This is a genomic window from Microbacterium sp. IEGM 1404 (assembly GCF_030056775.1).
Lineage (GTDB): Bacteria > Actinomycetota > Actinomycetes > Actinomycetales > Microbacteriaceae > Microbacterium.
The window spans coordinates 92740-116755 of sequence record NZ_JASHKP010000003.1; the positions used below are offsets into that span (position 1 = coordinate 92740).

Sequence of the window (24016 nt, forward strand, 5' to 3'; positions counted from 1 at the left end):
TGGATCCATTACGACGGGAGCTGTCATGGCGTGGTCCGCGGAGCAACGCGTGAAGGAACTGGGGCTAATCATCCCCGACTACAGCGACCCGCCCTACGGTGAGCGCTACGCCACCATGAAGGCCTTCCATCACCTGGGACGCACGCTCACGATCAGCGGCATCACGCCCGAGGATCGCCGGGGCAACAAGGTGCACCCCGGTCGCGTCGGCGAGACCGTCACCCTCGAGGAGGGCTACGCGGCCGCCCGGTACGCCGCGATCAACGTCCTGGGCCTCATCCGGTATGCCGTGGGGTCGCTCGACGAGGTGTCCGCCTTCATCCGCACGCTGACCTTCGTGTGCGTCGCCCCGGACTTCACCGACGTGAACCTCGTCACCAACGGGGCGGCCGACCTCTTCGTCGAGGTCTTCGGCGACCGCATCGGACGTTCGACGTCCGCCGGCATCGGGGTCACCACGCTGTCGGGCAACAACGTGTTCGAGATGGTCACGGTCGTCGAGACCCGGCATCCGGCACCGGAGGTCGACGATGAGGATTGACACCCACCTGCACCTGTACGCCGATCCGGCGCAGGGCCTCCACGACCTGACCGCCTACCCCATCGTCGAGTACGGCGAGAAGGACGACGTGACCTTCGCGGGTCTCGCCGGCACCGTCGCCGACGCGCTCGCGACGCTCGAGACCGAGGGGTTCGACTACGCCGCCGTGCTCGGGAGCTTCGAACTGCCCGAGCTCCCGCACCCGCCCGGCGGTGCCGACTACTGGCCGGCGGTCCCGCCGCACGCCGACCTCCGCGACGACCTCGTCGCGTACAACCGGTGGCTGTGCGACGTGGGCGCGCAGCATCCGCGCCTGCTGCCGTTCCTCGCTGCCAATCCCGCCGTGATGACGTCCGCGGAGGTGTACGCGCACTTCGCCGAGATGTTCGGTGACCACGGTGCGCGGGGCCTGAAGCTGCACCCCATCGCCATCCGCACGTACCCGGACGACCCGGGCCTCGCCGGCGCCTACGACGCGCTGGAGGAGGCCGGTGCGCCGGTCGTGTTCCACGGAGGCCCCGACGTCCGCGGCTTCGGCTGGGCCGACCCGAAGCGCATCGCCGCCGTGGCGGGGGAGCGGCCGGGGCTCGCCGTCATCATGGCGCACCTGGGCGGGGCGGCGTGGCGCGACGTCGCGGCGCTCGCCGAGGCGCAGCCGACGCTGCGGTTCGACCTGTCCGAGATCGTGCACTGGATCGGTGCGCCCCTGGCGCCCACGGCTGTGCAGGTCGTGGCCCTCGTACGCGAGGTCGGAGTGGAGCGCGTCGTGCTCGGGTCGGACTTCCCCTGGTACACCCCGGGCGCCACGGCCGCGATCGTCGAGGAGCTGCCCGGGCTCTCGGAATCCGAAGCCGCCGCGATCATCGGCGAGAACGCCGCGCGGCTCCTGCGCCTCGGCTGAGCGGCTCGGGCTGCACGTCCCGGCGGGAGCCGAGGGCGTGCAGCCTGGGGAGATCAGGCGGCGGGCTTGTAGACCACGTAGAGCTTGCGGACCGGCTCGATGACGGTCCACACGCCCGTCCACCCGATCGGGAAGTACGCGGCGCTGCCGGCGGTGAGCTCCACCGCCTCTTCGCCGTCCCGCTGCACGGTCATGCGTCCAGCGAGGATGTGCACGATCTCGCCGCGGGTGAGGAACTCCCACCGCGAGGTGCCGGGGTCGCTCTCCCAGACGCCGGAGATGATGGTGCGGTCGTCGTTCACGAACTGCGCCTTGCCGCGGACGATGATCTCGCCCGACAGTGGCTCGGCGTTCGGCGGGGCGAGGGGTTTGGCTTCCAGCTCGGCGGCATCCAGCTCGGCGGGGCGAATCACAAGTGTCATGATTGGATCCTAAAGACGCAATAATGGATCCGCAACGGGGGAATGAGCATGATCGAGACCGTCCTGGGGCCCCTCCCGGCCGAGGCGCTCGGCGCGACGTCGATGCACGACCACGTGCTCGCCGACTCGGCCCGCCTGCAGCGCCCCGGCGAGCAGCCCCCGCCCCCGGGGCCGCCCACCGTGCGCCCCGAGACGCGTGCGTACCTCCGCCGCAACATGCTGGCCTTCGCCGACAACCTGCGGCTGGACGATCCGGATGCCGCCGTGGACGAACTCCGCGCGGCGGTCGCCGCGGGGCAGCGGGCGCTCGTCGAGTCCACGTCGTGGGGTCTGGGGCCCGAACACGGGCGGCTGCCCGCCATCGCGCGGCGGTCGGGGATGACCATCGTCGTCGCGTACGGCACCTACATCCGCTCGACGCTTCCGCCCGCGATCGCGGCGCTCGACGAGGACGGCCTGCGCGACCTGTTCGCCGTCGCGCTCGACGACGCGGTCCCCGGCACGGACTACCGCGCGGGTCTCCTCGGCATCCTGGGCACCACCGCCGGGCTCCCGGACGCCGAACGCGGCATGCTGCGCGCGGCGGCCGATGCGGCGGCCCACGGTGGTGCGAGCGTCACGGTGCGCCTCGACCCCGATGCGCGTGACGGCATCGCCGTGCTCGACGAGCTCGCGGGTGCGGGGCTGCCGACGGATCGCGTGATCTTCACCAACGCCGACGAGTGCCTGGATGCCCCATACTGGCGCGATCTGTCGGATGCGGGCGCCACGCTCGAGATGTGCTTCGGCACCGAGGACGTGCACGTCGGACGCGTGTTCAACCCCACGGACGGGGAGCGTCTGCGCTTCTTCGTCGACGCCGTGGCCGAGCGGCCGTCGGCGTCGTACGTGCTCGGGCAGTCGGTGTGGACGAAGGCGCAGCTCGCCCGCCACGGCGGGTACGGCTACGCCCGGCTGCTCGGAACCGTCGTGCCGAAGCTGCGGGCGCGTCTGGGCGAGGTGCGGGTCGAGGAGATGCTCATCGGCGAACCTCGGCGCCTGCTCGACCGCGGAGCGGGACGCCCCGGCGCCTGACGGCATCCGGGGCGCCCCGCGCGCGGGTCAGACGACGTTCGCCGTCTCGGCCGGGAGCAGCAGCGCCGGGGCGGGCGCGGCCTCGCGGCCCTCGAAGGGCACCGGCTGGCAGACGAGGTAGTAGTCGCCCGCTTCCGTGTCGGCGAGGTTCGCGTTCTCGAGGATGACGACCCCGGCGTTGCAGAGGATGACGTGGGTGGGCCACTCGACCGTGTGGTCGGGGGCCTCCATCGTCATGTAGTCGTTGGCGGCGAAGACGACGCCCTGGTCGACGAGCCACTGTGCGCCGGAGGGGCCGAGCCCCACCCACGTGGGGCTCTTCTCGTTGCGCGTGAGGGCATCGGTGGAGTTGCGCGTCTTGAACAGCACGCGCGTCGCCCCCTCGGCGCCCGCGGCGATCAGGTCGTCGGCGGTGATCTCCTTCTCGACGTGGCGCAGGTCGAGCACCCGCGCCGGGCCGACGGTGTGGGTGAGGGGCAGGGAGTCCACGGTCGTCCCGCCGGGCACGAAATGGCTCGGGGCGTCGACGTGGGTGCCGGTGTGCGCTCCGATGAGCCAGCGCGACACCTCGCTCGGGTTGGTGTCGGAGATCTCCTCCACCATCTCGTACGTGGGTCGGCGACCCCAGTGCAGCATGTCGGGATGGACGGGGATGCTCAGATCGATGATGGTCACGGGCAGCACCCTAGCGCCAGGGATCCGAAAAGTGCATCTTTGGATCCAAACTCACGCGGCGACCTCGACGCCCTCGCGCTCCGACGCCTCCCGCTCGGCCGCGAGGTCGGCCAGCACGGCCATCTCGCGGTCGAGTTCGGGCTCCCGGCGCGGTACCACGAAGGCCAGCACCACGTAGGTCCCGAATCCGACGAGCGCCGACACGAGCGTCGCCCATCCGTCGAACTCCGGGCCGATCAGGTCGTTCGGAATGTAGAAGATGTCGTTCGGCACGCCGTAGAGCGTCGGGGTGAGGGCGAGCAGCGTCATCCGGACCACGAATCCGACGGCCATGGCGCCGAGGGCGGCGACGGCGCCCGGGCGCTTCCAGAACACGCCGATGACGAACGGCGCCGCGAGGCACGCGAGCATCAGGTCGAAGGCGAGGGTGAGCAGGATGCCGGTCTGGCTGACGCGGATGGCGAGGAAGGCGCCCGCGATCACGAACGGGATCATGGCGATGCGCGTCCAGCGCAGCAGCGGGTCGGGGCCGCTGCCGGTGTGGCGGCGGACCGTGAAGATGTTGCGGACGGCGATCGCCGAGGTCGCCAGCATCGCGCCGGAGGCCGTCGAGAACGACGCGGCGACGATGCCCGAGAGGACGAGGATCGCGATGATCGGCGGGGCGTAGTCGCCGAGGAGCTGGTACAGCACCGGGCCGTTCTCGACCGAGAGCCCGAGGGTCGACGAGACGCTCAGGGCCACGATGGCGAAGACCGAGCCGATGGCGGCGGTGAGGCCGGCGGCGATGAAGCACGAGCGCTGCGCGACCGTGGGGCTCTTCGCGCCGAAGATGCGCTGCATGAAGTCGATCGCGACGATGTCGCCGATGGCGAGCGAGATGAGCGTCGCCCAGTTGATCGGGGCTCCGGCGGCGGGGTCGGTGAGCTGCTGGAGGTCGAGCGGTCCCATGCCCTCGGGGATCACGATCCCGTACGAGAGGGCGACCCAGGCGAGCAGGACGATGGCCGCCACGACGGTGATCGTGGTCTGGATCGCCGCGGTGTAGGCATCCGAGAACAGGCCGCCGGCGACCGTGTACGCGAGCACGAGGACGACGGCGAGCACCACGCCCCACGCGTAGGGGATGTTGGCGAATCGCTCGAGGAGGAAGCCGCACGCGACGAGGTTCCCCGCGAGCAGGAACGTGAACGACACGATCATGAGCACGGATGCCAGCAGCTCCACGGGGCGTCCGTACCGCAGGCGGAAGAAGTCGCCCAGCGTGAAGAGCTTCATGGAGTTCATGCGCTTGGCGAGGAAGAGCCCCGTCAGGAGGAGGCAGACGGCGAGGCCGATGGCGAGCGACGCCCCCGACCAGAAGCCGAACTGCGACGTGAGGTCGGTGTTCCCGACCGTCGCGTTGGCGTCGACGGCGGCGGCGGTGAGGCTGACGGCGACGAGCGGCACGCCGAGGCGGCGCCCGGCGACGAGGTAGTTCGCACTGTCGCCGTCGACCTTGCGTGCGACGACGATGCCGACGACGAGGATGAGGACGACGCTGAGCGCGACTCCGAAGATGATCATGGCGGGCTCCCGGCGATGAGGGACGGATCGGGTTTCTGTTGTTTGACAGAAACGATCCGCTCGCCGGGGTCCCGCGTGGTTTCGGCCGTGTAAAAGGCGCGTGAAATCGCCCGCGGCGCCGGGGTGCGGCATCCGGCGTCCCGGCTCCCCCTCACGCATAAACGCTTTTCGCGCGCAGAAACGCGTGGACGGCGCGTTTATGGTCGCGAATCGCGTTTATGCGTGCTCGCGCGGACGTGGCGGCTCCGGGATCGGGGCGCCACCGCGCGGACGCGGCGGCTCCGGGATCGGGGCGCCACCGCGCGGACGCGGCTCAGCCGAGCGCCGACAGCACGCCCGGACCCGCCGCGGCCGCGCGCTCGCGCGTCGCGGCGTCGAGGTCGAGCACCCGCAATGCGGCGGCGGCGATGGTCGTGGCATCCAGGGTCGCCGCCTGCCCGCCCTTGCGCTGCAGGATGACGCTCTCCACCAGCGCCAGCACGAGGGAGGCGCCGGCTGCCGCGGCAGCGACGCCGCACGCGGCCACGAGCGTGCGGTAGGTCGTCTCGAGCTCGCTGCGGCGTTCGCGGAACGGCTGGAACGCCGCGTCCGACACCTCGGGCAGCAGGTACAGCGCGCCGGTGTTGTGCGGGGCTTCGACGAGGAGCGTGACGTCCGCGACGCACAGTGCCCACAGGCGCGCGGCGGGTTCCTCCTCGCGCGCGAGCAACTCGGCGGCGACGTCGAGCGAGGGCTGGACGGTGTCGAGCAGCAGCGCGAGGAGGATGTCCTGCTTGCGCGCGAAGTGGTGGTACAGCGTGGCTTGGCGGATGCCGGCGGCCTCGGCGATCGCGTGGGTGCTGGCCGAGGCGTACCCGCGCGTGCCGAAGAGGGCGGCTGCGGCGGCCAGGACGTCGGCGCGCGTGCCGAGTCCGGTGGGGGACGCACCCGAGGCGCGGGGGCGTCCGGTTCGGGTGGCGGCCATGCGCTCCACCGTACCCGGGGGCCGCGTAACGCCACCGAAACGCACGCCTGCTCTAATACCTGTCAATCGACAGAAAGAGGCTGCACATGGAAGGTCGTGTCGACGCTCTCGGCAACGTGGGGCGCGCCCGTGAGGACGCCCGCGCCCGCGCCGCACAGTCGGAATGGATGCCGTATCTCCCGCCCTCCGCGGCGCCTTTCGCACCCGAGGGGGTCGCCCAGGGCGACCTGCGCTGGGCCGAGACGGTGGCCCCGGGCGGCTACACGCACCTGCGCGTCGCCCGCGGCACGCGCCTGCGCTTCACGGATCCCACCGGAGACGCGTGCGCCACCGTGCTCCTCTTCAACGCCGTCGAGCCCGGCGAGCGCCTCAACGTCGCGGACACGCAGAAGATCCCGTGGCAGGCGTACCTCGGCGAGGGTCACCCGCTGCTCTCGGGCGACGGCCGCGTCCTCGCGACGATCGCCGCCGACACCTCCGGCCACCACGATGCGTTCTGCGGCACCTCCACGGACGCCTGGAACGAGCAGCGCTACGGCGACGCCGCCCCCGAGGGGGCCTCGCCGTCGGGCCACGGCCTGCTGCGGCTGGCCGCGAGCAAGCACGGCCTGACCGCGCGAGACCTGCCGCCGGCGGTGTCGTTCTTCCAGGGCGTGCGCGCGAACCCCGAGGGCGACCTCGAGTGGCTCGGTTCTGCCGGCCCGGGCGCCTCCGTCGAGATCGTCGCCGAGCTGCCGCTGATCGTGCTGGTCGCCAACGCCCCGCACCCGCTCGACCCGCGCGAGGACTACGTCGTCGGTCCGCTGCAGGTCGTCGCGTGGGCGTCTCGCCCGACGGGTGAGCAGGATGCCGTGTTCTCCCTCACCCCCGAGCGCGAACGCGCCTACCGCAACAGCATCACGTACGCCGCCCTGGCCGGGCTCTGAGCAGGAGTCGTCATGATCACCACCGTTCCCGAACGTCCCGTCCACGCCGACGGCGTCCCCCTCGACTGGTCAGAGCCCCTCGTTCCTGGCGAAGTCGTGCTCGACGAGCGCGTCGCGCCGCGCGGACCGTGGTCGGGCATCGTCCGCGCCGGCGACGTCCTCACGATCGTCGACGTCGGCGGCAACCAGTCCGCCGACTTCCTCGTCTACGCGGCCGACGACACCGACGAGCGCTACAGCGCCGCCGACACGATCGCGTGGCAGCGCAACGTCTACGTCCGCACCGGCACGGTGCTGCGGAGCAACCTCGGCCTCCCGCTCATGACCGTGGTCGGCAACGAGGTCGACCGGCAGGACACGATCGGCGGAGCCTGTTCCAAGGAGTCGAACACCCTCCGCTACGGCCACCACACGCTCTATCAGCACGGCTGCCGCGAGAACTTCCTCGCCGAGGCCGCGCGCTACGGCCTCGGCGCCCGCGACCTCGTGTCGAACCTCAACTGGTTCATGAACGTCCCGGTCGAGGAGGACGGGTCGCTCGGCATCGTCGACGGCATGTCCGCGCCCGGGAAGCGCGTCGCCCTCCGCGCCGAGCGCGACGTGCTCGTGATCGTGTCGAACTGCCCGCAGATGAACAACCCGTGCAACGACTTCAGCTGCACGCCGCTGCGCATGGTGGGGACGCGCCCGTGACCGGTTTCGACACGCTCCTCGTCGCCAACCGGGGCGAGATCGCCCGCCGCATCCTGCGCTCCGCGCGCGAGCGGGGACTTCGGACGGTCGCGGTGTTCTCCGACGCCGACCGCGCCGCCCCGCACGTCCGCGAGGCCGATGAGGCCGTGCGCCTCGGTCCCGCCCCCGCCGCGGAGTCGTACCTTCGCATCGACGCGATCCTCGAGGCCGCCCGCGCCACGGGCGCCGGTGCGGTCCACCCGGGGTACGGGTTCCTCGCCGAGAACGCCGACGCGGCACGCGCCGTCGAGGCCGCGGGGCTCGCGTGGGTCGGTCCGACGCCCGAGCAGCTCGAGGCCTTCGGTCTGAAGCACCGCGCGCGGGCGCTCGCCGAGGCGGCGGGTGTGCCGCTCCTCCCCGGCACCGGCGTGCTCGAGTCGGTCGATGAGGCCGAGGCCGCGGCATCCGTCATCGGCTACCCCGTGATGCTGAAGGCCACCGGCGGCGGAGGCGGCATCGGCATGCGCGTGTGCGCGGATGCCACCGAGCTCCGCGCCGCGTACGACGCGGTGGTCCGCCAGGCCGAGGCGAGCTTCGGCACGCCCGGGGTGTTCCTGGAGAAGTTCGTGCGCCCCGCCCGGCACGTCGAGGTGCAGCTCTTCGGCGACGGCGCGGGCCGCGTCGCGGTCCTCGGCGACCGCGACTGCTCGCTCCAACGTCGCAACCAGAAGGTCGTCGAGGAGGCGCCTGCGCCCGGACTCCCGCCGGAAGTCCGCGCGGAACTGCACCGCACCGCGGCGGCCCTGGCATCCGGCATCCGGTACCGCTCCGCCGGGACGGCCGAGTTCGTCTACGACCCCGTCGCCGAGCGCGCGTACTTCCTCGAGGTCAACGCGCGCCTGCAGGTCGAGCACCCGGTCACCGAGGCGGTGTTCGGCGTCGACCTGGTCGGCCTGATGCTGGATCTCGCCGGCGGCGGCCCCGACGCGGTGCCCGACGAACTGTTCGCGGAGGCCCGCGAACCCCGGGGGCACGCGGTCGAGGCCCGCATCTACGCCGAGGACCCCGACCGCGGCAACACCCCGTCCACCGGACTCGTCACCGCCGTCCAGCTGCCCGAGGGCCATGGCATCCGGGTCGACGCCTGGGTCGAGGCCGGCAGCGAGGTGTCGCCGTTCTACGACCCGCTGCTGGGCAAGGTCATCGCGTACGGCACCGACCGCGATCAGGCGCTCGACCGGCTCTCCGCCGCGCTCGCCGACACGCGCATCGACGGCATCGTCACCGGCGCCGGCATGATCCGCGAGATCGTGAACGACCCGCGCGTCCGTGCCGTCGCGCACGACACCGGGACCCTCGACGACGCGCGCGACCCCGATCCGCGCATCGACGTCGTGGATGCCGGCATGCTCACGACCGTGCAGGACCTCCCCGGACGCGTCGGGTACTGGCAGATCGGCGTCCCGCCGTCGGGGCCCATGGATGCCGTGGCCTTCCGCGAGGCAAACCTCGCCGTCGGCAACCCCGAGGGGGCGCCGGGCCTGGAGATCACGCTGACCGGTCCGACCCTGCGCTTCAGCGTGGCCTCGGTCGTCGCCGTGACGGGAGCGCCGGTCGCGGTCGAGGTCGACGGTGTCGCCGCCGCGCAGTGGGAGCCGATCGAGGTTCCCGCGGGCGGCGTGCTGCGCATCGGCACCGCCGAGGGCCCGGGCATGCGCGTGTTCCTCGCCGTGCGCGGCGGCCTCGACGTGCCGTCGTACCTCGGGAGCGCGTCGACCTTCACGCTCGGCGGCTTCGGCGGGCACGGCGGCCGCGCGCTCGTGACCGGCGACGTGCTGCGCCCCGGCGCCGCCGCGATCGCCGACCCGGCGCCGATCCTCGCGGAGCGACGCCCGCACCTCGACACGACCTGGGTCCTGGCGGTGACCGAGGGGCCGCACGGCGCCCCCGAGTTCTTCACCCGCGCCGACATCGATGCGCTGTACTCCGCGGAGTACCGCGTCCAGGTCAACTCCGCCCGCACCGGCGTGCGGCTCACCGGCCCCAAGCCCGCGTGGGCACGTACCGACGGCGGCGAGGCGGGGCTGCACCCCTCGAACATCCACGACACGCCCTACGCCGTCGGCGCGCTCGACTTCACCGGCGACACCCCCGTGCTCCTCGGCCCCGACGGGCCGAGCCTCGGCGGGTTCGTGTGCCCGGTGGTCGTGGCATCCGGGGATCTCTGGAAGCTCGGGCAGCTGCGGCCGGGCGACGTCGTGCGGTTCGCGCCGGTGCGCGAGGCCGATGCCGCCACGCTCGACCCGGCGATCGCCGCCCCCGCCCTCGTCGGGACGGGCGACGGCGACGACGGCGTGATCGCGTCGCGCGAGGCCGAGGTCGAGGGCGAGCGCGTCCTCCGCCCGCGGACGACGTACCGCCGCGACGGCGACGACAACGTCCTCGTCGAGTTCGGCGACCAGGTGCTCGACCTGGGGCTGCGCATGCGCGTGCACGCGCTGCAGGAACGCCTCGCGCAGGAGGCGCCGAAGGGGATCCTCGACGTCACCCCCGGCATCCGGTCGCTCCAGGTGCACACGGATGCCTCGGTGCTGCGCGCGTCGCAACTCGTGGGACTGCTGCGCGAGCTCGACGACGACCTGCCGCCGACGTCCGAGCTCGTCGTGCCGTCGCGCGAGGTGCGGCTGCCGCTGTCGTGGGACGATCCCGCGACGCGACTGGCGATCGAGCGGTACATGGCGGGCGTCCGCGACGACGCCCCGTGGACACCGTGGAACATCGAGTTCATCCGCCGCATCAACGGCCTCGACAGCGTCGACGACGTCTACCGCACCGTGTTCGACGCGCAGTACCTCGTGATGGGGCTCGGCGACGTGTACCTCGGGGCGCCGGTGGCGACGCCGCTCGACCCGCGCCACCGCCTGGTCACGACGAAGTACAACCCGGCGCGCACGTGGACGGCGGAGAACTCCGTCGGCATCGGCGGCGCGTACATGTGCATCTACGGCATGGAGGGCCCGGGCGGCTACCAGTTCGTCGGCCGCACCGTGCAGATCTGGAACCGCTTCCGCCGCGGCGGGCTGTTCGCCGAGAACCCGTGGGCGCTGCGGTTCTTCGACCGCATCCGCTGGTACCCCGTCTCGGCCGAGGAGCTCCTCGACCTCCGGGCGGACGTGGATGCCGGGCGCGGCGACTTCGAGACCGTCGAGGGCGAGTTCGCCCTGGCGGAGTACGAGCGGTTCCTCGCCGACGAGGCGCCCGGGATCGAGGCGTTCCGTGAGCGCCAGCGCCGCGCTTTCGACGAGGAGCGCGAGCGGTGGCGCGCGAGCGGCGAGTTCGACCGCGTCGACGAGGCACCTGCCGCGGCCCCGACCGCGGGCCGCGAGCTGCCGCCCGGAACTGTGGGGGTGACCGCGCCGTTCGCCGCCGCGGTCTGGCGCGTGGATGCCGCTCAGGGAGCGGCCGTGCAGAAGGAAGAGAAGATGATCGTGCTGGAGGCGATGAAGATGGAGACCCCGATCGGGTCGCCGGTGACGGGGACCGTCGCCGAGGTGTTCGTACGGCCCGGCGAGACCGTGGCCGCGGGTCAGCTGCTCGCCGCCGTGGCGGTGGACGCGTGAGCGCCGTCGAGCGGGTCCGCGCCGCGTACGCCCGGATGCGCGAGGTCGACCGCCCCGAGGTGTGGATCACGGTCCGCGACGAGGACGACGCTCTCGCCGAGGCGGCCGAGGTCGATCTCGGCGTCGCGGCGGGGGAGCGCCTGCCGCTCGCCGGCACGGTCGTCGCGGTGAAGGACAACATCGACGTCGAGGGGATGCCGACCACCGCCGGGAGCCGCGCGTACGCGTACCGTCCCGAGCGCGACGCGACCGCGGTGGCGCGCCTGCGCGCGGCCGGGGCCGTGGTGATCGGCAAGACGAACCTCGACCAGTTCGCCACCGGACTCGTGGGCACCCGCAGTCCGTTCGGCGCCGTGCGCAACGCGTGGGACCCCACCCGCATCTCGGGCGGCTCCAGCTCGGGATCGGCCGTGGCCGTGGCCCTCGGCGTCGTCGACCTCGCGCTCGGCACCGACACGGCCGGTTCCGGTCGCGTGCCCGCGGCGCTCAACGGCATCGTCGGCGTGAAGCCCACGGTCGGGCTCGTGCCCGCCACCGGCGTCGTGCCCGCGTGCCGCACGCTCGACTGCGTCACGGTGTTCGCGCGCGACCTGTCCGACGCCCGCGCCGCGGCCGAGCTCATGGCCGGCCCCGACGGGATCGATCCGCTCGGCCGCGAGGACCGCCCCGCGCCGCCGCTCGACGCGCGCCCGCGCGTGGCCGTCCCGACGCCCGAGCACCTCGAGGGACTCGCTGACGGCTGGGCCGAAGCCTTCGCCGGTGTCGTCGCGGCGCTCGCCGCCTCGGGGGTCGAGATCGTCGAGGTCGACATCGCGCCGCTCCTCGAGGCCGCGTCGCTGCTCTACGGCGGGGCGTTCGTCGCCGAGCGCACGGCGGCCGTGGGCGACTTCATCGCCGCCCACCCCGAGCTCGTCGGCACCGACCTCGACCCCACGGTCGCCGGGATCGTGCTCGGCGGGGCCGAGGCGCGGGCCGCGGACTACTTCCGCGACCGCGAACGTCTCGACCGCCTCGGGGCCGAGGGGCTGCGCCGACTCGACGGGACCGTGGCGCTGCTCACGCCGACGACCACGTGGCATCCGACCCTCGACGAGGTCGCGGCCGACCCGGTCGGGGCCAACAGCCGCATGGGTCGGTACACGAACTTCGCGAACCTGCTCGACCGGAGCGCGCTCGCCGTCCCCGCCGGGGTGGTGGGTGGCCGCGCGTTCGGGGTGATGCTCACCGGTGCGCCGTTCGCCGACCGCACGCTCGCGCAGCTCGCCGAACGCATCCAGGCGCCGTCCGTCGACCTCCTCGTCGTGGGCGCGCACCTGCGCGGGCAGCCGCTGAACCACCAGCTCGTCGCCGCGGGCGGAACGTTCGTCGCCGAAGTCGAGACCGCCGCGCAGTACCGGCTCCACGCCCTCGACACGGTTCCGCCGAAGCCGGGCCTCGCCCGCGCGGCCGAGGGCGGCGCCGCGATCGCGGGGGAGGTGTGGCGGCTTCCGGCCGCCGGGTTCGGTCGCTTCGTCGCGGATCTGCCCGCACCCATGGGGATCGGTTCCGCCGTCCTCTCCGACGGGTCGAGTGTCGCCGGCTTCCTGTGCGAGGCCGTCGCCCTGGAGGGCGCGACCGACATCACCGCCCACGGCGGGTGGCGCGCGTACCGGGCGGCGACGGCGTGAGCTCGACGGTCGTCGATCACGCCGACCTGCCGCCGCTGCGGCTGGGCGGGCGGCCGCGGCGCCTGGTCCCCATGGTCGTGGCGTACGAGCCGATCCCGGAGGCCGTGTCCCTCCACGGCGGCAGCAGCTTCCGGTTCCTCATGGAGCCGGTGACCGCGGTCGCGGTCGTGTTCGACGAGGGGTGGGCGATCGTCGACGGTGGGTTCGACCCGGCGCGCATCCGCGACCGCGCGACGCGCACGGCATCCTTCGACTACGAGAACTACACGCCGATCGTCCCGCCCGGCGACCCGTTGGTCGACCAGATCGCCGAGGCCGGGCTCGACCTCGACGATCTCGCGGCGGCGCTGCTCACGCACTCGCACTTCGACCACACCGGTGCCGCCCGCCTGCTCACTCCCGATCAGCCGCTGCTGCTGCAGCGGAGGGAGTGGCAGCACGTCAACGAGACCACCGACGCCCGCGGGAACTTCCTCTTCCGCGCCGACCTCGACCGCGACGGCCTCACCCTCGGCCTGCTCGACGGCGATACGCCGCTGGCCGCGGGTCTCACCGCGATCGACACGTCCGGGCACACCCCGGGGCACCAGTCGTTCGCCGTCGAGCTGCCCGAGCGCACCGTCGTCCTGGCCGGAGACGCCGCGGACCTGCTCGACAACATCGAGCGCGAGGTCCGCTGCGGTTCGACGGTGGGCGACGACGGCCCCGCGCTCGCCGATCGCGCGATCTCCCGCCTGGCGTCCCTCCACCGCCGCCCCGGTTCCGAGGTCTGGCCCGCCCACGACCCCGCTTTCCCGGTCTGGTCGGCGATCGTCCGCTCCCGCTGACCCCCGCCGCTTGGGGGCGTGAGTCGCCAAGATTTGTCGCCTCCGCGGCCGGCGAAGCGACAAATCCTGGCGACTCACGCGCGCGAAGCGTGGGTAGCGTGAGGGGCGTGGACCTCAACGCCGACCTGGGAGAGACGCGCGACGGGATGCCGACCGCCGACGACGAGGCGATGTTCGCGGTCATCAGCAGCGCGTCCGTCGCGTGCGGCGGGCATGCGGGTGACGACGCCTCGATGCGGGCCTCGGTCGAGCGCGCGGCGCGGTTCGGCGTCGCGATCGGCGCGCACCCGTCGTACGAGGACCGCGCGAACTTCGGCCGCATCCGCCGCGACCCGCCCGCGTCCGAGTTGCGCGCGAGTGTGGCCCGTCAGCTCGATGCCCTCGAGGCCGCCGGCGCCGACCTCCGCTACGTGAAGCCCCACGGTGCCCTATACCACGCGGTCTCCGCCGACCCGGTGCAGGCCGCCGCGGTCGTCGCCGCGATCGCCGACCACTCCGCCCGCCTCGGCCGACCCCTGCCCGTGCTCGGTCTCCCGGGTGCGATCGTCGAGGCCGCGGCATCCGCGGGACTCCCGTTCGTGCCCGAGGCGTTCCTCGACCGCGGATACACCGCGAGCGGCGGGCTCGTGCCGCGCGACCGGCCCGGAGCGCTCATCGCCGACCCCGCTCGCGTCGCCGACCGCGCGCTGCGCCTGGCCCTCGAGGGGACGGTGGATGCCGTCGACGGCACGTCCCTCACGGTGGATGCCGCATCCCTGTGCCTGCACGGCGACACCCCCGCCGCGGTCGCCATGGCCCGCGCCGTGCGGGCTGCACTGGACGCGGCGCATATAGAGGTACGCGCGCCGTGGTGACACTGCGGCCGATGGGGGAGCGGGCGATCCTGGCCGAGGTCGACGATCTCGCCCGGGTCCTGGGACTCCATGCGGCGCTCGCCGCGAGCCCGCCCGCGGGTGTCGACGACCTCGTCCCGGCGGCCCGCACCGTGCTCGTCGCCTTCGACCCGGCGCGCATCGCCCCCGCCGCGGTCCGGGCGTGGATCCTCTCGGTCGGGCAGACCCCTCCGGATGCCACGGCACCCGGCGCGCTCGTCGAGATCCCGACGCGGTACGACGGCCCCGACCTTGAGGAGACGGCCGCCCTGCTCGGCATCCGTCCCGCCGACCTCGTGGCGCGGCACGCCGGCGCCGAGTGGACCGTCGCCTTCACGGGCTTCGCCCCCGGGTTCGCCTACCTGGTGAGCGACGCCTGGCCCCACGACGTCCCGCGGCTCGCGCAACCGCGCACCCGCGTCCCCGCCGGGTCGATCGGTCTCGCCGGCGGCTTCTCGGGCGCCTATCCCCGCGAGACCCCCGGCGGCTGGCGCCTGATCGGCACCACCGATGCTCCGCTCTTCGATCCGGATGCCGCTGACCCGGTGCTCCTCGCCCCCGGCGCCCGCGTCCGGTTCGTGCCCCTGCGCGCGGCCGTGTCGGCGGCCACGGGAGGGGATTCGGCGAGCGGAGGGGCGGATGCCGCCGCGGCATCCTCCGATCCCGGAATCTCCTCCCGCCTCCCCGCGCTCCGCATCGTCGCCCCCGGCGCTCTCGCGACCGTGCAGGACCTCGGCCGCCCCGGACGCGCCGCGCTCGGCGTCGCACGGTCCGGCGCGCTCGACCGCGGAGCACTCCGCATCGCCAACCGCCTGGTCGGCAACGCCGAGGATGCCGCGGGCGTCGAGATCGTGCTCGGCGGATTCCGCGCCGTCGCCGAGCGTGACACGTGGGTCGCTGTCACGGGCGCGCTCGGCGATCTCCACCTCGACGGAAGGGCGGTGGATGCCTACACCCCGGTGTTCCTCCCCGCCGGCGCCGAGCTGTCGATCGGTGTCGCCCGCGGGGGTGCGCGCTTCGTGCTCGCCGTGCGCGGCGGGGTCACGGGACCGGAGACGCTCGGGTCCCGCTCTAACGACGTGCTCGCGTCGCTCGGACCGCCCGCGCTCCGCGCCGGCGACGTGCTGCGCGCGGGCGAGGCGTCGCATCCGATCCCCGTCGTGGATGTCTTCCCGTGGTCCGTGCCGGACTCCTCGATCGACGTGGACGTCGCCCCCGGTCCGCGCGCCGACTGGTTCACGCCCGCCGCCCGGCGAACCCTGGGCGAGGCGACGTGGACCGTCTCGCGCGACGCCGACCGGGTCGGCATCCGTCTCGACGGTCCGGCGCTCGAACGGGTGCGGCACGACGAACTCCCCAGCGAGGGCATGCGGCCCGGCGCCCTGCAGGTACCGCCCCACGGGCGTCCGGTCATCCTGCTCGCCGACGGGCCCGTAACCGGCGGGTACCCCGTGATCGCGGTGGTGACGGATGCGACGCTCGATCGACTCGCGCAGGTCCGGCCCGGTGATCGCGTGCGATTCCGCGGGTCTCGGTAGGGTCGGACGCGGGAATCCCGGAGGAGCGCCCGCGGTTATACCGCAGGTACGCAAAGTCGTCAAGAATTCGACTGGACACGGCGCGTCCTCCCGCGTATGCTTGGACTTTGCGCTCCTCGATTCCCCCTGCCCTCATATGGTGGTCGGCTGAGCCTGCCCGTCCCCGCTTCACCGCGGTGTGCGACTCGCAGGTTATCGGGGCAGGAACGCACTCCACCTGACGACAAGGAATCACGAGCCCCTCGCCCGGGCTTCTGGAGGTTTTTCCCTTGGCTGCTGCGAGCAACGCATCCACCACCACCCCGAAGAGCGGACGCGGCGCATCCCGCCTCTCGTTCGCGAAGATCTCCGACAAGCTGACCGTTCCCGATCTGCTCGCGCTGCAGACCGAGTCGTTCGACTGGCTGGTCGGCAACGAGGCCTGGAAGGCGCGCGTCGCCGAAGCCCAGGCGACCGGGCGCACCGATGTGCCCGAGATCAGCGGTCTCGAGGAGATCTTCGAGGAGATCTCGCCCATCGAAGACCTGAGCGAGACCATGCAGCTCTCGTTCACGAACCCGTACCTCGAGCCCGAGAAGTACTCGATCGAAGAGTGCAAGGAGCGCGGCAAGACCTACGCCGCCCCGCTGTACGTCGAGGCCGAGTTCATGAACCACCAGACCGGTGAGATCAAGACCCAGACGGTCTTCATGGGCGACTTCCCGCTCCAGACCGACAAGGGCACGTTCATCATCAACGGCACCGAGCGTGTCGTCGTGTCGCAGCTCGTGCGTTCGCCCGGTGTCTACTTCGACAAGACGCCCGACAAGACGTCCGACAAGGACATCGTCTCGGCGCGCGTGATCCCCTCGCGCGGTGCCTGGCTCGAGTTCGAGATCGACAAGCGCGACCAGGTCGGCGTGCGCATCGACCGCAAGCGCAAGCAGTCCGTCACCGTCTTCCTCAAGGCCCTCGGCCTCACCAGCGAGGACATCCTCGCCGAGTTCGCCGGCTTCGACTCCATCGAGGAGACGCTGTCGAAGGACACGATCCTCACGAAGGAAGACGCGCTCCGCGACATCTACCGCAAGCTCCGTCCGGGCGAGCAGGTCGCCGCCGAGGCCGCCCGCGCGCTGCTGGACAACTTCTACTTCAACCCGAAGCGCTACGACCTGGCGAAGGTGGGTCGCTACAAGATCAACCAGAAGCTCGGCCTCGACAAGCCGCTGTCGGACTCGGTGCTGACCGTCGACGACATCGTCGCCACGATCAAGTACCTCGTGCGTCTGCACCGCGGCGACACCGCCTTCGACGGCGTGCGTCACGGCCAGGCCGCCGAGATCCGCCTCGACGTCGACGACATCGACAACTTCGGCAACCGTCGCATCCGCGCCGTCGGCGAGCTCATCCAGAACCAGGTCCGCACCGGTCTGTCGCGCATGGAGCGCGTCGTCCGCGAGCGCATGACCACGCAGGACATCGAGGCGATCACGCCGCAGACCCTGATCAACGTGCGCCCCGTCGTGGCCGCGATCAAGGAGTTCTTCGGCACGTCGCAGCTGTCGCAGTTCATGGACCAGAACAACCCGCTCGCGGGTCTGACCCACAAGCGTCGCCTCTCGGCGCTGGGCCCCGGTGGTCTGTCCCGTGAGCGTGCCGGCGTCGAGGTCCGTGACGTCCACCCCTCGCACTACGGCCGCATGTGCCCGATCGAGACGCCGGAAGGCCCGAACATCGGTCTGATCGGTTCGCTGGCCTCGTTCGCGCGCATCAACGCGTTCGGCTTCATCGAGACCCCGTACCGTCGCGTCGTCGACGGTCGCGTGACCGACCAGATCGACTACCTCACCGCGAGTGAGGAGAGCGACCACATCGTCGCTCAGGCCGGTGTCGCCCTCAAGGCCGACGGCCACTTCGTCGAGGACCGCATCCTGGCCCGCCGCGGCCAGGGTGGCGAGGTCGACCTGTTCCCCGTCGACGAGATCGGCTACATGGACGTCTCGCCGCGCCAGATGGTGTCGGTGGCGACCTCGCTCATCCCGTTCCTCGAGCACGACGACGCCAACCGCGCCCTCATGGGTGCGAACATGCAGCGCCAGGCGGTCCCGCTCGTGCGCAGCGAGTCGCCCGTCGTGGGTACCGGTATGGAGGGCTTCGCCGCGATCGACGCCGGTGACGTCGTCACCGCCGAGAAGGCGGGCGTCGTCCTGGAGGTCTCGGCCGACGTCGTGACCATCCAGCTCGACGAGGGCGGCACCCAGGACTACTTCCTCCGGAAGTTCGACCGCTCCAACCAGGGCACGTCCTACAACCAGCGCGTGGTCGTCTCGGCCGGTGAGCGCATCGAGGCCGGCGAGGTCATCGCCGACGGTCCCGCGACCGAGAACGGCGAGCTCGCCCTCGGCAAGAACCTCCTCGTGGCGTTCATGACGTGGGAGGGTCACAACTTCGAGGACGCGATCATCCTCAGCCAGGACCTCGTGAAGGACGACACGCTCTCGTCGATCCACATCGAGGAGTACGAGGTCGACGCGCGCGACACCAAGCTCGGCAAGGAGGAGATCACCCGTGACCTCCCCAACGTCAGCCCCGACCTGCTGAAGGACCTCGACGAGCGCGGCATCGTCCGCATCGGCGCCGAGGTGCGTCCCGGCGACATCCTCGTCGGCAAGGTCACGCCCAAGGGAGAGACCGAGCTGTCGGCCGAGGAGCGCCTGCTCCGCGCGATCTTCAACGAGAAGAGCCGCGAAGTCCGTGACACCTCGCTGAAGGTGCCCCACGGCGAGCAGGGCACGATCATCGCCGTCAAGGAGTTCAACGCCGAGGACGGCGACGACGAGCTCGGCTCGGGCGTCAACCGTCGCGTCGTGGTCTACATCGCCCAGAAGCGCAAGATCACCGAGGGCGACAAGCTCGCCGGCCGCCACGGCAACAAGGGTGTCATCGCCAAGATCCTCCCGATCGAGGACATGCCCTTCCTCGCCGACGGCACCCCGGTCGACGTCGTGCTCAACCCGCTCGGCATCCCCGGTCGAATGAACTTCGGCCAGGTCCTCGAGCTCCACCTCGGCTGGATCGCCCAGCAGGGCTGGAAGGTCGAGGGCACGCCCGAGTGGGCCGCGCACCTGCCCGAGCAGGCCCGTGAGGCCGCGCCCGGCACCAAGGTCGCGACCCCCGTGTTCGACGGCGCCTTCGAGGACGAGATCGCGGGTCTGCTCGACTCGACGATCCCGAACCGCGACGGCGAGCGACTGATCGACTCCACCGGGAAGACCATCCTGTTCGACGGTCGTCACGGCGAGCCGTTCCCGGCGCCCATCTCGGTCGGCTACATGTACATCCTGAAGCTGCACCACCTCGTCGACGACAAGATCCACGCTCGCTCGACGGGCCCCTACTCGATGATCACCCAGCAGCCGCTCGGCGGTAAGGCCCAGTTCGGTGGCCAGCGCTTCGGTGAGATGGAGGTGTGGGCGCTCGAGGCCTACGGCGCCGCATACGCGCTGCAGGAGCTCCTCACGATCAAGTCCGACGACATCCTCGGCCGCGTCAAGGTGTACGAGGCGATCGTCAAGGGCGAGAACATCCAGGAGCCCGGCATCCCCGAGTCCTTCAAGGTGCTCATGAAGGAGATGCAGTCGCTCTGCCTGAACGTCGAGGTCCTCTCGGCTGACGGCACGGCGGTCAACCTCCGTGACACCGACGACGACGCCTTCCGCGCCGCCGAAGAGCTCGGCATCAACATCTCCAGCCGCTTCGAGTCCTCGTCCATCGACGAGATCTGACCCGGCCAGGCAACGAACAGAATTCCGACACAGGAGAACCAGTGCTCGAATCAACCACTTTCGATCAGCTTCGTATCGGCCTGGCCACCGCCGACGACATCCGTCGTTGGTCTTTCGGTGAGGTCAAGAAGCCCGAAACCATCAACTACCGCACCCTGAAGCCCGAGAAGGACGGTCTGTTCGGCGAGCAGATCTTCGGACCCTCGCGCGACTGGGAGTGCGCGTGCGGCAAGTACAAGCGCGTCCGCTTCAAGGGCATCGTCTGCGAGCGCTGCGGCGTCGAGGTCACCAAGTCCTCGGTCCGTCGCGAGCGCATGGGCCACATCGAGCTCGCCGCGCCCGTCACCCACATCTGGTACTTCAAGGGCGTGCCCTCGCGCCTCGGGTACCTGCTGGACATGGCTCCGAAGGACCTCGAGAAGGTCATCTACTTCGCCGCCTACATGGTCATCTCGGTCGACGAGGATGCTCGTCACCGCGACCTGGCGACGCAGGAGAACAACATCCGTCTCGAGCTGAAGACGCTCGGCGACCGTCGCGACTCGCGCATCGCCGCCCGTCTGGCGAAGCTGGAGGAGGAGCTCGCGGCTCTCGAGGCCGAGGGTGCCAAGGCGGACCAGAAGAAGAAGGTCAAGGACGCCGCCGAGAAGGACATGACCTCGATCCGCAAGAACGCGGACGAGCAGATCGCCAAGCTCGAGCGCGTGTGGGAGGACTTCCGCACGCTCGAGGTCGGCGCCCTGAAGCCCGAGGACGACGTCTTCCACGAGCTCCAGGACCGGTTCGGTCAGTACTTCGAGGCCCACATGGGTGCGGAGTCGATCAAGCGTCGCCTGGAGACCTTCGACCTGGCCGCCGAGTCGGAGAGCCTGCACCTGCAGATCTCCGAGGGCAAGGGCCAGCGCAAGATCCGCGCGATCAAGCGTCTGAAGGTCGTCAACTCGTTCCTGCAGACCGGCATGTCGCCGGCCTCGATGGTGCTCGACGTGGTTCCGGTGATCCCGCCGGAGCTGCGCCCGATGGTCCAGCTCGACGGTGGCCGTTTTGCCACCTCCGACCTGAACGACCTCTACCGTCGCGTGATCAACCGCAACAACCGCCTCCGTCGCCTGATCGACCTCGGTGCCCCCGAGATCATCGTCAACAACGAGAAGCGCATGCTGCAGGAGGCCGTCGACGCGCTGTTCGACAACGGCCGCCGCGGTCGCCCCGTCACGGGTACCGGCAACCGCGCCCTGAAGTCCCTGAGCGACATGCTCAAGGGAAAGCAGGGTCGTTTCCGCCAGAACCTGCTCGGCAAGCGCGTGGACTACTCGGGTCGTTCGGTCATCATCGTCGGACCCCAGCTGAAGCTCCACCAGTGCGGTCTGCCCAAGCAGATGGCGCTCGAGCTGTTCAAGCCGTTCGTGATCAAGCGCCTGATCGACCTCGGTCACTCGCAGAACATCAAGGCCGCCAAGCGCGCCGTCGAGCGCTACCGTCCCGAGGTCTGGGACGTGCTGGAAGAGATCATCCGCGAGCGTCCCGTGCTGCTGAACCGTGCGCCCACCCTGCACCGTCTCGGCATCCAGGCGTTCGAGCCCCAGCTCGTCGAGGGCAAGGCGATCCAGCTGCACCCGCTCGTGTGCGCGGCGTTCAACGCCGACTTCGACGGTGACCAGATGGCCGTCCACCTGCCGCTGTCCGTCGAGGCCCAGGCCGAGGCGCGCGTGCTCATGCTCGCGTCGAACAACATCCTGAAGCCGTCCGACGGCCGCCCGGTGACCCTGCCCTCGCAGGACATGATCATCGGCCTCCACCACCTCACCACCCTCAAGGAGGGTGCCGTGGGCGAGGGCCGTGCGTTCGGTTCGGTGGGCGAGGCGATCCTGGCCAAGGACGAGGGCACCCTCGACCTGCAGGCCAAGGCGCGCATCCGCATCCCCGGCCTCACGTTCCTCGAGGGCCAGGCGCCCGAGGGCTACGAGAAGCACGGTCTCGTGGATGCCTCGCTCGGTCAGGCGATCTTCAACGACACGCTCCCCAAGGGCTACCCGTTCGTCCGCGAGCAGGCCGACAAGGGCAAGCTGTCGCAGATCGTCAACAAGCTGGCCGAGGAGTACCCCAAGGTCGAGGTCGCGGCATCGCTCGACCGGATCAAGGACGCCGGTTTCTACTGGGCCACGCGTTCGGGTGTGACGGTCGCGCTGAGCGACATCCTCACGCCCCCGAACAAGGGCGAGATCGTCGCGGGCTACGAGAAGCAGGCCGCGAAGGTCCAGGCGCAGTACGAGAAGGGTCTCACCACCGACGCCGAGCGTCGCCAGGAGCTCATCAAGATCTGGACCGAGGCCACGGATGCCGTCCAGAAGGCGATGCGCGACAACTTCCCGGCCGACAACACCATCAACCGCATGGTCTCGTCGGGCGCCCGTGGTAACTGGCTGCAGATCCGCAACATCGCGGGTATGCGTGGTCTGGTGAACAACCCGAAGGGTGAGATCATCCCGCGTCCGATCATCTCCTCGTACCGCGAGGGTCTGTCGGTCGCCGAGTACTTCATCGCGACGCACGGTGCCCGTAAGGGTCTGGCCGACACGGCTCTCCGTACGGCCGACTCGGGTTACCTCACGCGTCGTCTGGTGGACGTCTCGCAGGACGTCATCATCCGCGAGGAGGACTGCGGTACGTCGAAGGGCCTCGAGCTCCCGATCGCCGCGGTCGACTCGACCGGCACCCTGGTCAAGGACGCCAACGTCGAGAACTCGGTCTTCGCCCGTACGCTCGCCACGGCGGTCGTCGACGCGCAGGGCACGGTTCTGGCCGAGGCCGGCGACGACGTGGGCGACGTGCTCATCGACAAGCTGGTCGCCGGTGGCGTCGAGACCATCAAGGTCCGCTCGGTCCTCACGTGCGACTCGGCCGTCGGTGTCTGCGCGAAGTGCTACGGCCGTTCGCTCGCCACCGGGAAGATCGTCGACATCGGCGAGGCCGTCGGCATCATCGCGGCCCAGTCGATCGGTGAGCCCGGTACCCAGCTGACGATGCGTACCTTCCACACCGGTGGTTCCGCGTCGGCCGACGACATCACGCAGGGTCTGCCCCGCGTGCAGGAGCTGTTCGAGGCCCGTACCCCCAAGGGTGCGTCGCCGATCGCCGAGGCCGACGGCCGCATCACGATCGACGAGACCGACAAGGCCAAGAAGGTCATCCTCACGCCCGACAACGGCGACGAGCCCGTGGTCTACCCGGTCCTGAAGCGTGCGACCCTCCTCGTCGAGGACGGCCAGCACGTCAAGGTCGGCGAGCCCCTCCAGGTCGGAACGCTCGACCCCAAGGAGGTCATGCGCGTGCAGGGTGCCCGCGAGGTGCAGAAGTACCTCGTGAACGGCGTCCAGGGCGTGTACCGCTCGCAGGGTGTGCCGATCCACGACAAGCACATCGAGGTCATCGTGCGCCAGATGCTGCGCAAGGTCACCGTCGTCGACCACGGCGACACCGACCTGCTGCCCGGCGAGCTGGTGGACTTCAAGCGCTACCAGACCATCAACCGCGAGACGGTCGGCGAGGGCAAGCGCCCCGCGTCGGGTCGTCCCGAGCTGATGGGTATCACGAAGGCGTCGCTCGCGACCGAATCGTGGCTGTCGGCGGCATCGTTCCAGGAGACCACCCGCGTCCTGACGCAGGCGGCCATGGAGGGCAAGAGCGACCCGCTCGTCGGCCTCAAGGAGAACGTCATCATCGGAAAGCTCATCCCCGCCGGAACCGGTCTTGCGAAGTACCGCAACGTCACGGTCGAGGCGACGGAGGAGGCCAAGAGCGAGCGGTACCCCAACCGCATCTTCGCCTCGGACGGCGCCTACAGCGACGCCGACCTGAGCTACGTCGACTTCGACAGCTTCTCGACGGACGACTTCACGCCCGGTACCTATAACTGAGTGAGACGGATGCCACGCCTCGGCGCGGCATCCTGATCCCCGAAGGCCCCCGGCTCGCGCCGGGGGCCTT

The 24016-nt window shown here is 71.1% G+C and carries 16 protein-coding genes; 12 read left to right on the plus strand and 4 right to left on the minus strand.

Going from position 1 to position 24016, the window contains the following annotated elements; all coding sequences use genetic code 11:
• Window positions 1-25 precede the first annotated feature (25 nt).
• Together QM517_RS11135 and QM517_RS11140 are read left to right on the plus strand one after the other, a co-directional pair.
• Window positions 26-541, plus strand: a complete 516-nt coding sequence (locus QM517_RS11135) for a RidA family protein (RefSeq protein WP_283287461.1) — start codon at window positions 26-28, stop codon at window positions 539-541.
• On the plus strand, window positions 531-1442 hold the full coding sequence (locus QM517_RS11140) for an amidohydrolase family protein (protein WP_077050689.1): 912 nt from the start codon (window positions 531-533) through the stop codon (window positions 1440-1442). The genes QM517_RS11135 and QM517_RS11140 overlap by 11 nt, the downstream gene beginning before the upstream one ends.
• A 53-nt stretch (window positions 1443-1495) precedes the next feature.
• On the opposite strand, the gene QM517_RS11145 is transcribed toward QM517_RS11140, so the two are convergent.
• Entirely contained in the window at window positions 1496-1864 is a 369-nt protein-coding gene (locus QM517_RS11145; RefSeq protein WP_283287463.1) for a cupin domain-containing protein, read from the minus strand.
• A gap of 48 nt (window positions 1865-1912) precedes the next feature.
• Here QM517_RS11145 and QM517_RS11150 point away from each other — a divergent pair, with 48 nt between their 5' ends.
• Entirely contained in the window at window positions 1913-2938 is a 1026-nt protein-coding gene (locus tag QM517_RS11150; protein WP_283287465.1) for a hypothetical protein, read from the plus strand.
• Between the two features lie 27 nt (window positions 2939-2965).
• Here QM517_RS11150 and QM517_RS11155 read toward each other — a convergent pair whose 3' ends face one another.
• The 3 genes from QM517_RS11155 to QM517_RS11165 form a co-directional block, all read right to left on the minus strand.
• Window positions 2966-3613: a cyclase family protein gene (locus tag QM517_RS11155; protein ID WP_202401118.1), complete on the minus strand. Its 648-nt coding sequence runs from the start codon at window positions 3611-3613 to the stop codon at window positions 2966-2968.
• A 51-nt stretch (window positions 3614-3664) separates the two neighbouring features.
• Window positions 3665-5179: a sodium:solute symporter family protein gene (locus QM517_RS11160; protein WP_077050687.1), complete on the minus strand. Its 1515-nt coding sequence runs from the start codon at window positions 5177-5179 to the stop codon at window positions 3665-3667.
• A gap of 313 nt (window positions 5180-5492) precedes the next feature.
• On the minus strand, window positions 5493-6143 hold the full coding sequence (locus QM517_RS11165; protein ID WP_283287467.1) for a TetR/AcrR family transcriptional regulator: 651 nt from the start codon (window positions 6141-6143) through the stop codon (window positions 5493-5495).
• 86 nt (window positions 6144-6229) lie between these two features.
• On the opposite strand from QM517_RS11165, the gene QM517_RS11170 reads away from it, so the two are divergent.
• The 9 genes from QM517_RS11170 to rpoC all read left to right on the plus strand — a co-directional run bounded on the left by QM517_RS11170 (window position 6230) and on the right by rpoC (window position 23946).
• On the plus strand, window positions 6230-7069 hold the full coding sequence (locus QM517_RS11170) for an urea amidolyase associated protein UAAP1 (protein WP_283287469.1): 840 nt from the start codon (window positions 6230-6232) through the stop codon (window positions 7067-7069).
• Between the two features lie 12 nt (window positions 7070-7081).
• A complete protein-coding gene (locus tag QM517_RS11175; protein WP_283287471.1) occupies window positions 7082-7762 on the plus strand; it encodes an urea amidolyase associated protein UAAP2 in 681 nt (226 codons plus the stop codon).
• The gene (uca, locus tag QM517_RS11180) at window positions 7759-11361 is read left to right on the plus strand and encodes an urea carboxylase (RefSeq protein WP_283287473.1); all 3603 of its coding nucleotides are present in this window, start codon (window positions 7759-7761) and stop codon (window positions 11359-11361) included. The genes QM517_RS11175 and uca overlap by 4 nt, the downstream gene beginning before the upstream one ends.
• Window positions 11358-13028: an allophanate hydrolase gene (gene atzF / locus QM517_RS11185; protein WP_283287475.1), complete on the plus strand. Its 1671-nt coding sequence runs from the start codon at window positions 11358-11360 to the stop codon at window positions 13026-13028. The genes uca and atzF overlap by 4 nt, the downstream gene beginning before the upstream one ends.
• Window positions 13025-13855 (plus strand): MBL fold metallo-hydrolase, encoded by an 831-nt coding sequence (locus QM517_RS11190; RefSeq protein WP_283287477.1) that lies wholly within the window; start codon window positions 13025-13027, stop codon window positions 13853-13855. Before atzF ends, QM517_RS11190 begins: the two co-directional genes overlap by 4 nt.
• Before the next feature lie 98 nt (window positions 13856-13953).
• Complete coding sequence (locus QM517_RS11195; protein WP_308208903.1) at window positions 13954-14709, plus strand: 5-oxoprolinase subunit PxpA; 756 nt, start codon at window positions 13954-13956, stop codon at window positions 14707-14709.
• 11 nt (window positions 14710-14720) lie between these two features.
• A complete protein-coding gene (locus QM517_RS11200; protein WP_283287481.1) occupies window positions 14721-16265 on the plus strand; it encodes an urea amidolyase family protein in 1545 nt (514 codons plus the stop codon).
• A 269-nt stretch (window positions 16266-16534) separates the two neighbouring features.
• Window positions 16535-20029: a DNA-directed RNA polymerase subunit beta gene (gene rpoB / locus QM517_RS11205; protein WP_283287483.1), complete on the plus strand. Its 3495-nt coding sequence runs from the start codon at window positions 16535-16537 to the stop codon at window positions 20027-20029.
• Window positions 20030-20070: 41 nt separating this feature from the next.
• The gene (rpoC, locus tag QM517_RS11210; protein WP_077050681.1) at window positions 20071-23946 is read left to right on the plus strand and encodes a DNA-directed RNA polymerase subunit beta'; all 3876 of its coding nucleotides are present in this window, start codon (window positions 20071-20073) and stop codon (window positions 23944-23946) included.
• Window positions 23947-24016: the final 70 nt, after the last annotated feature.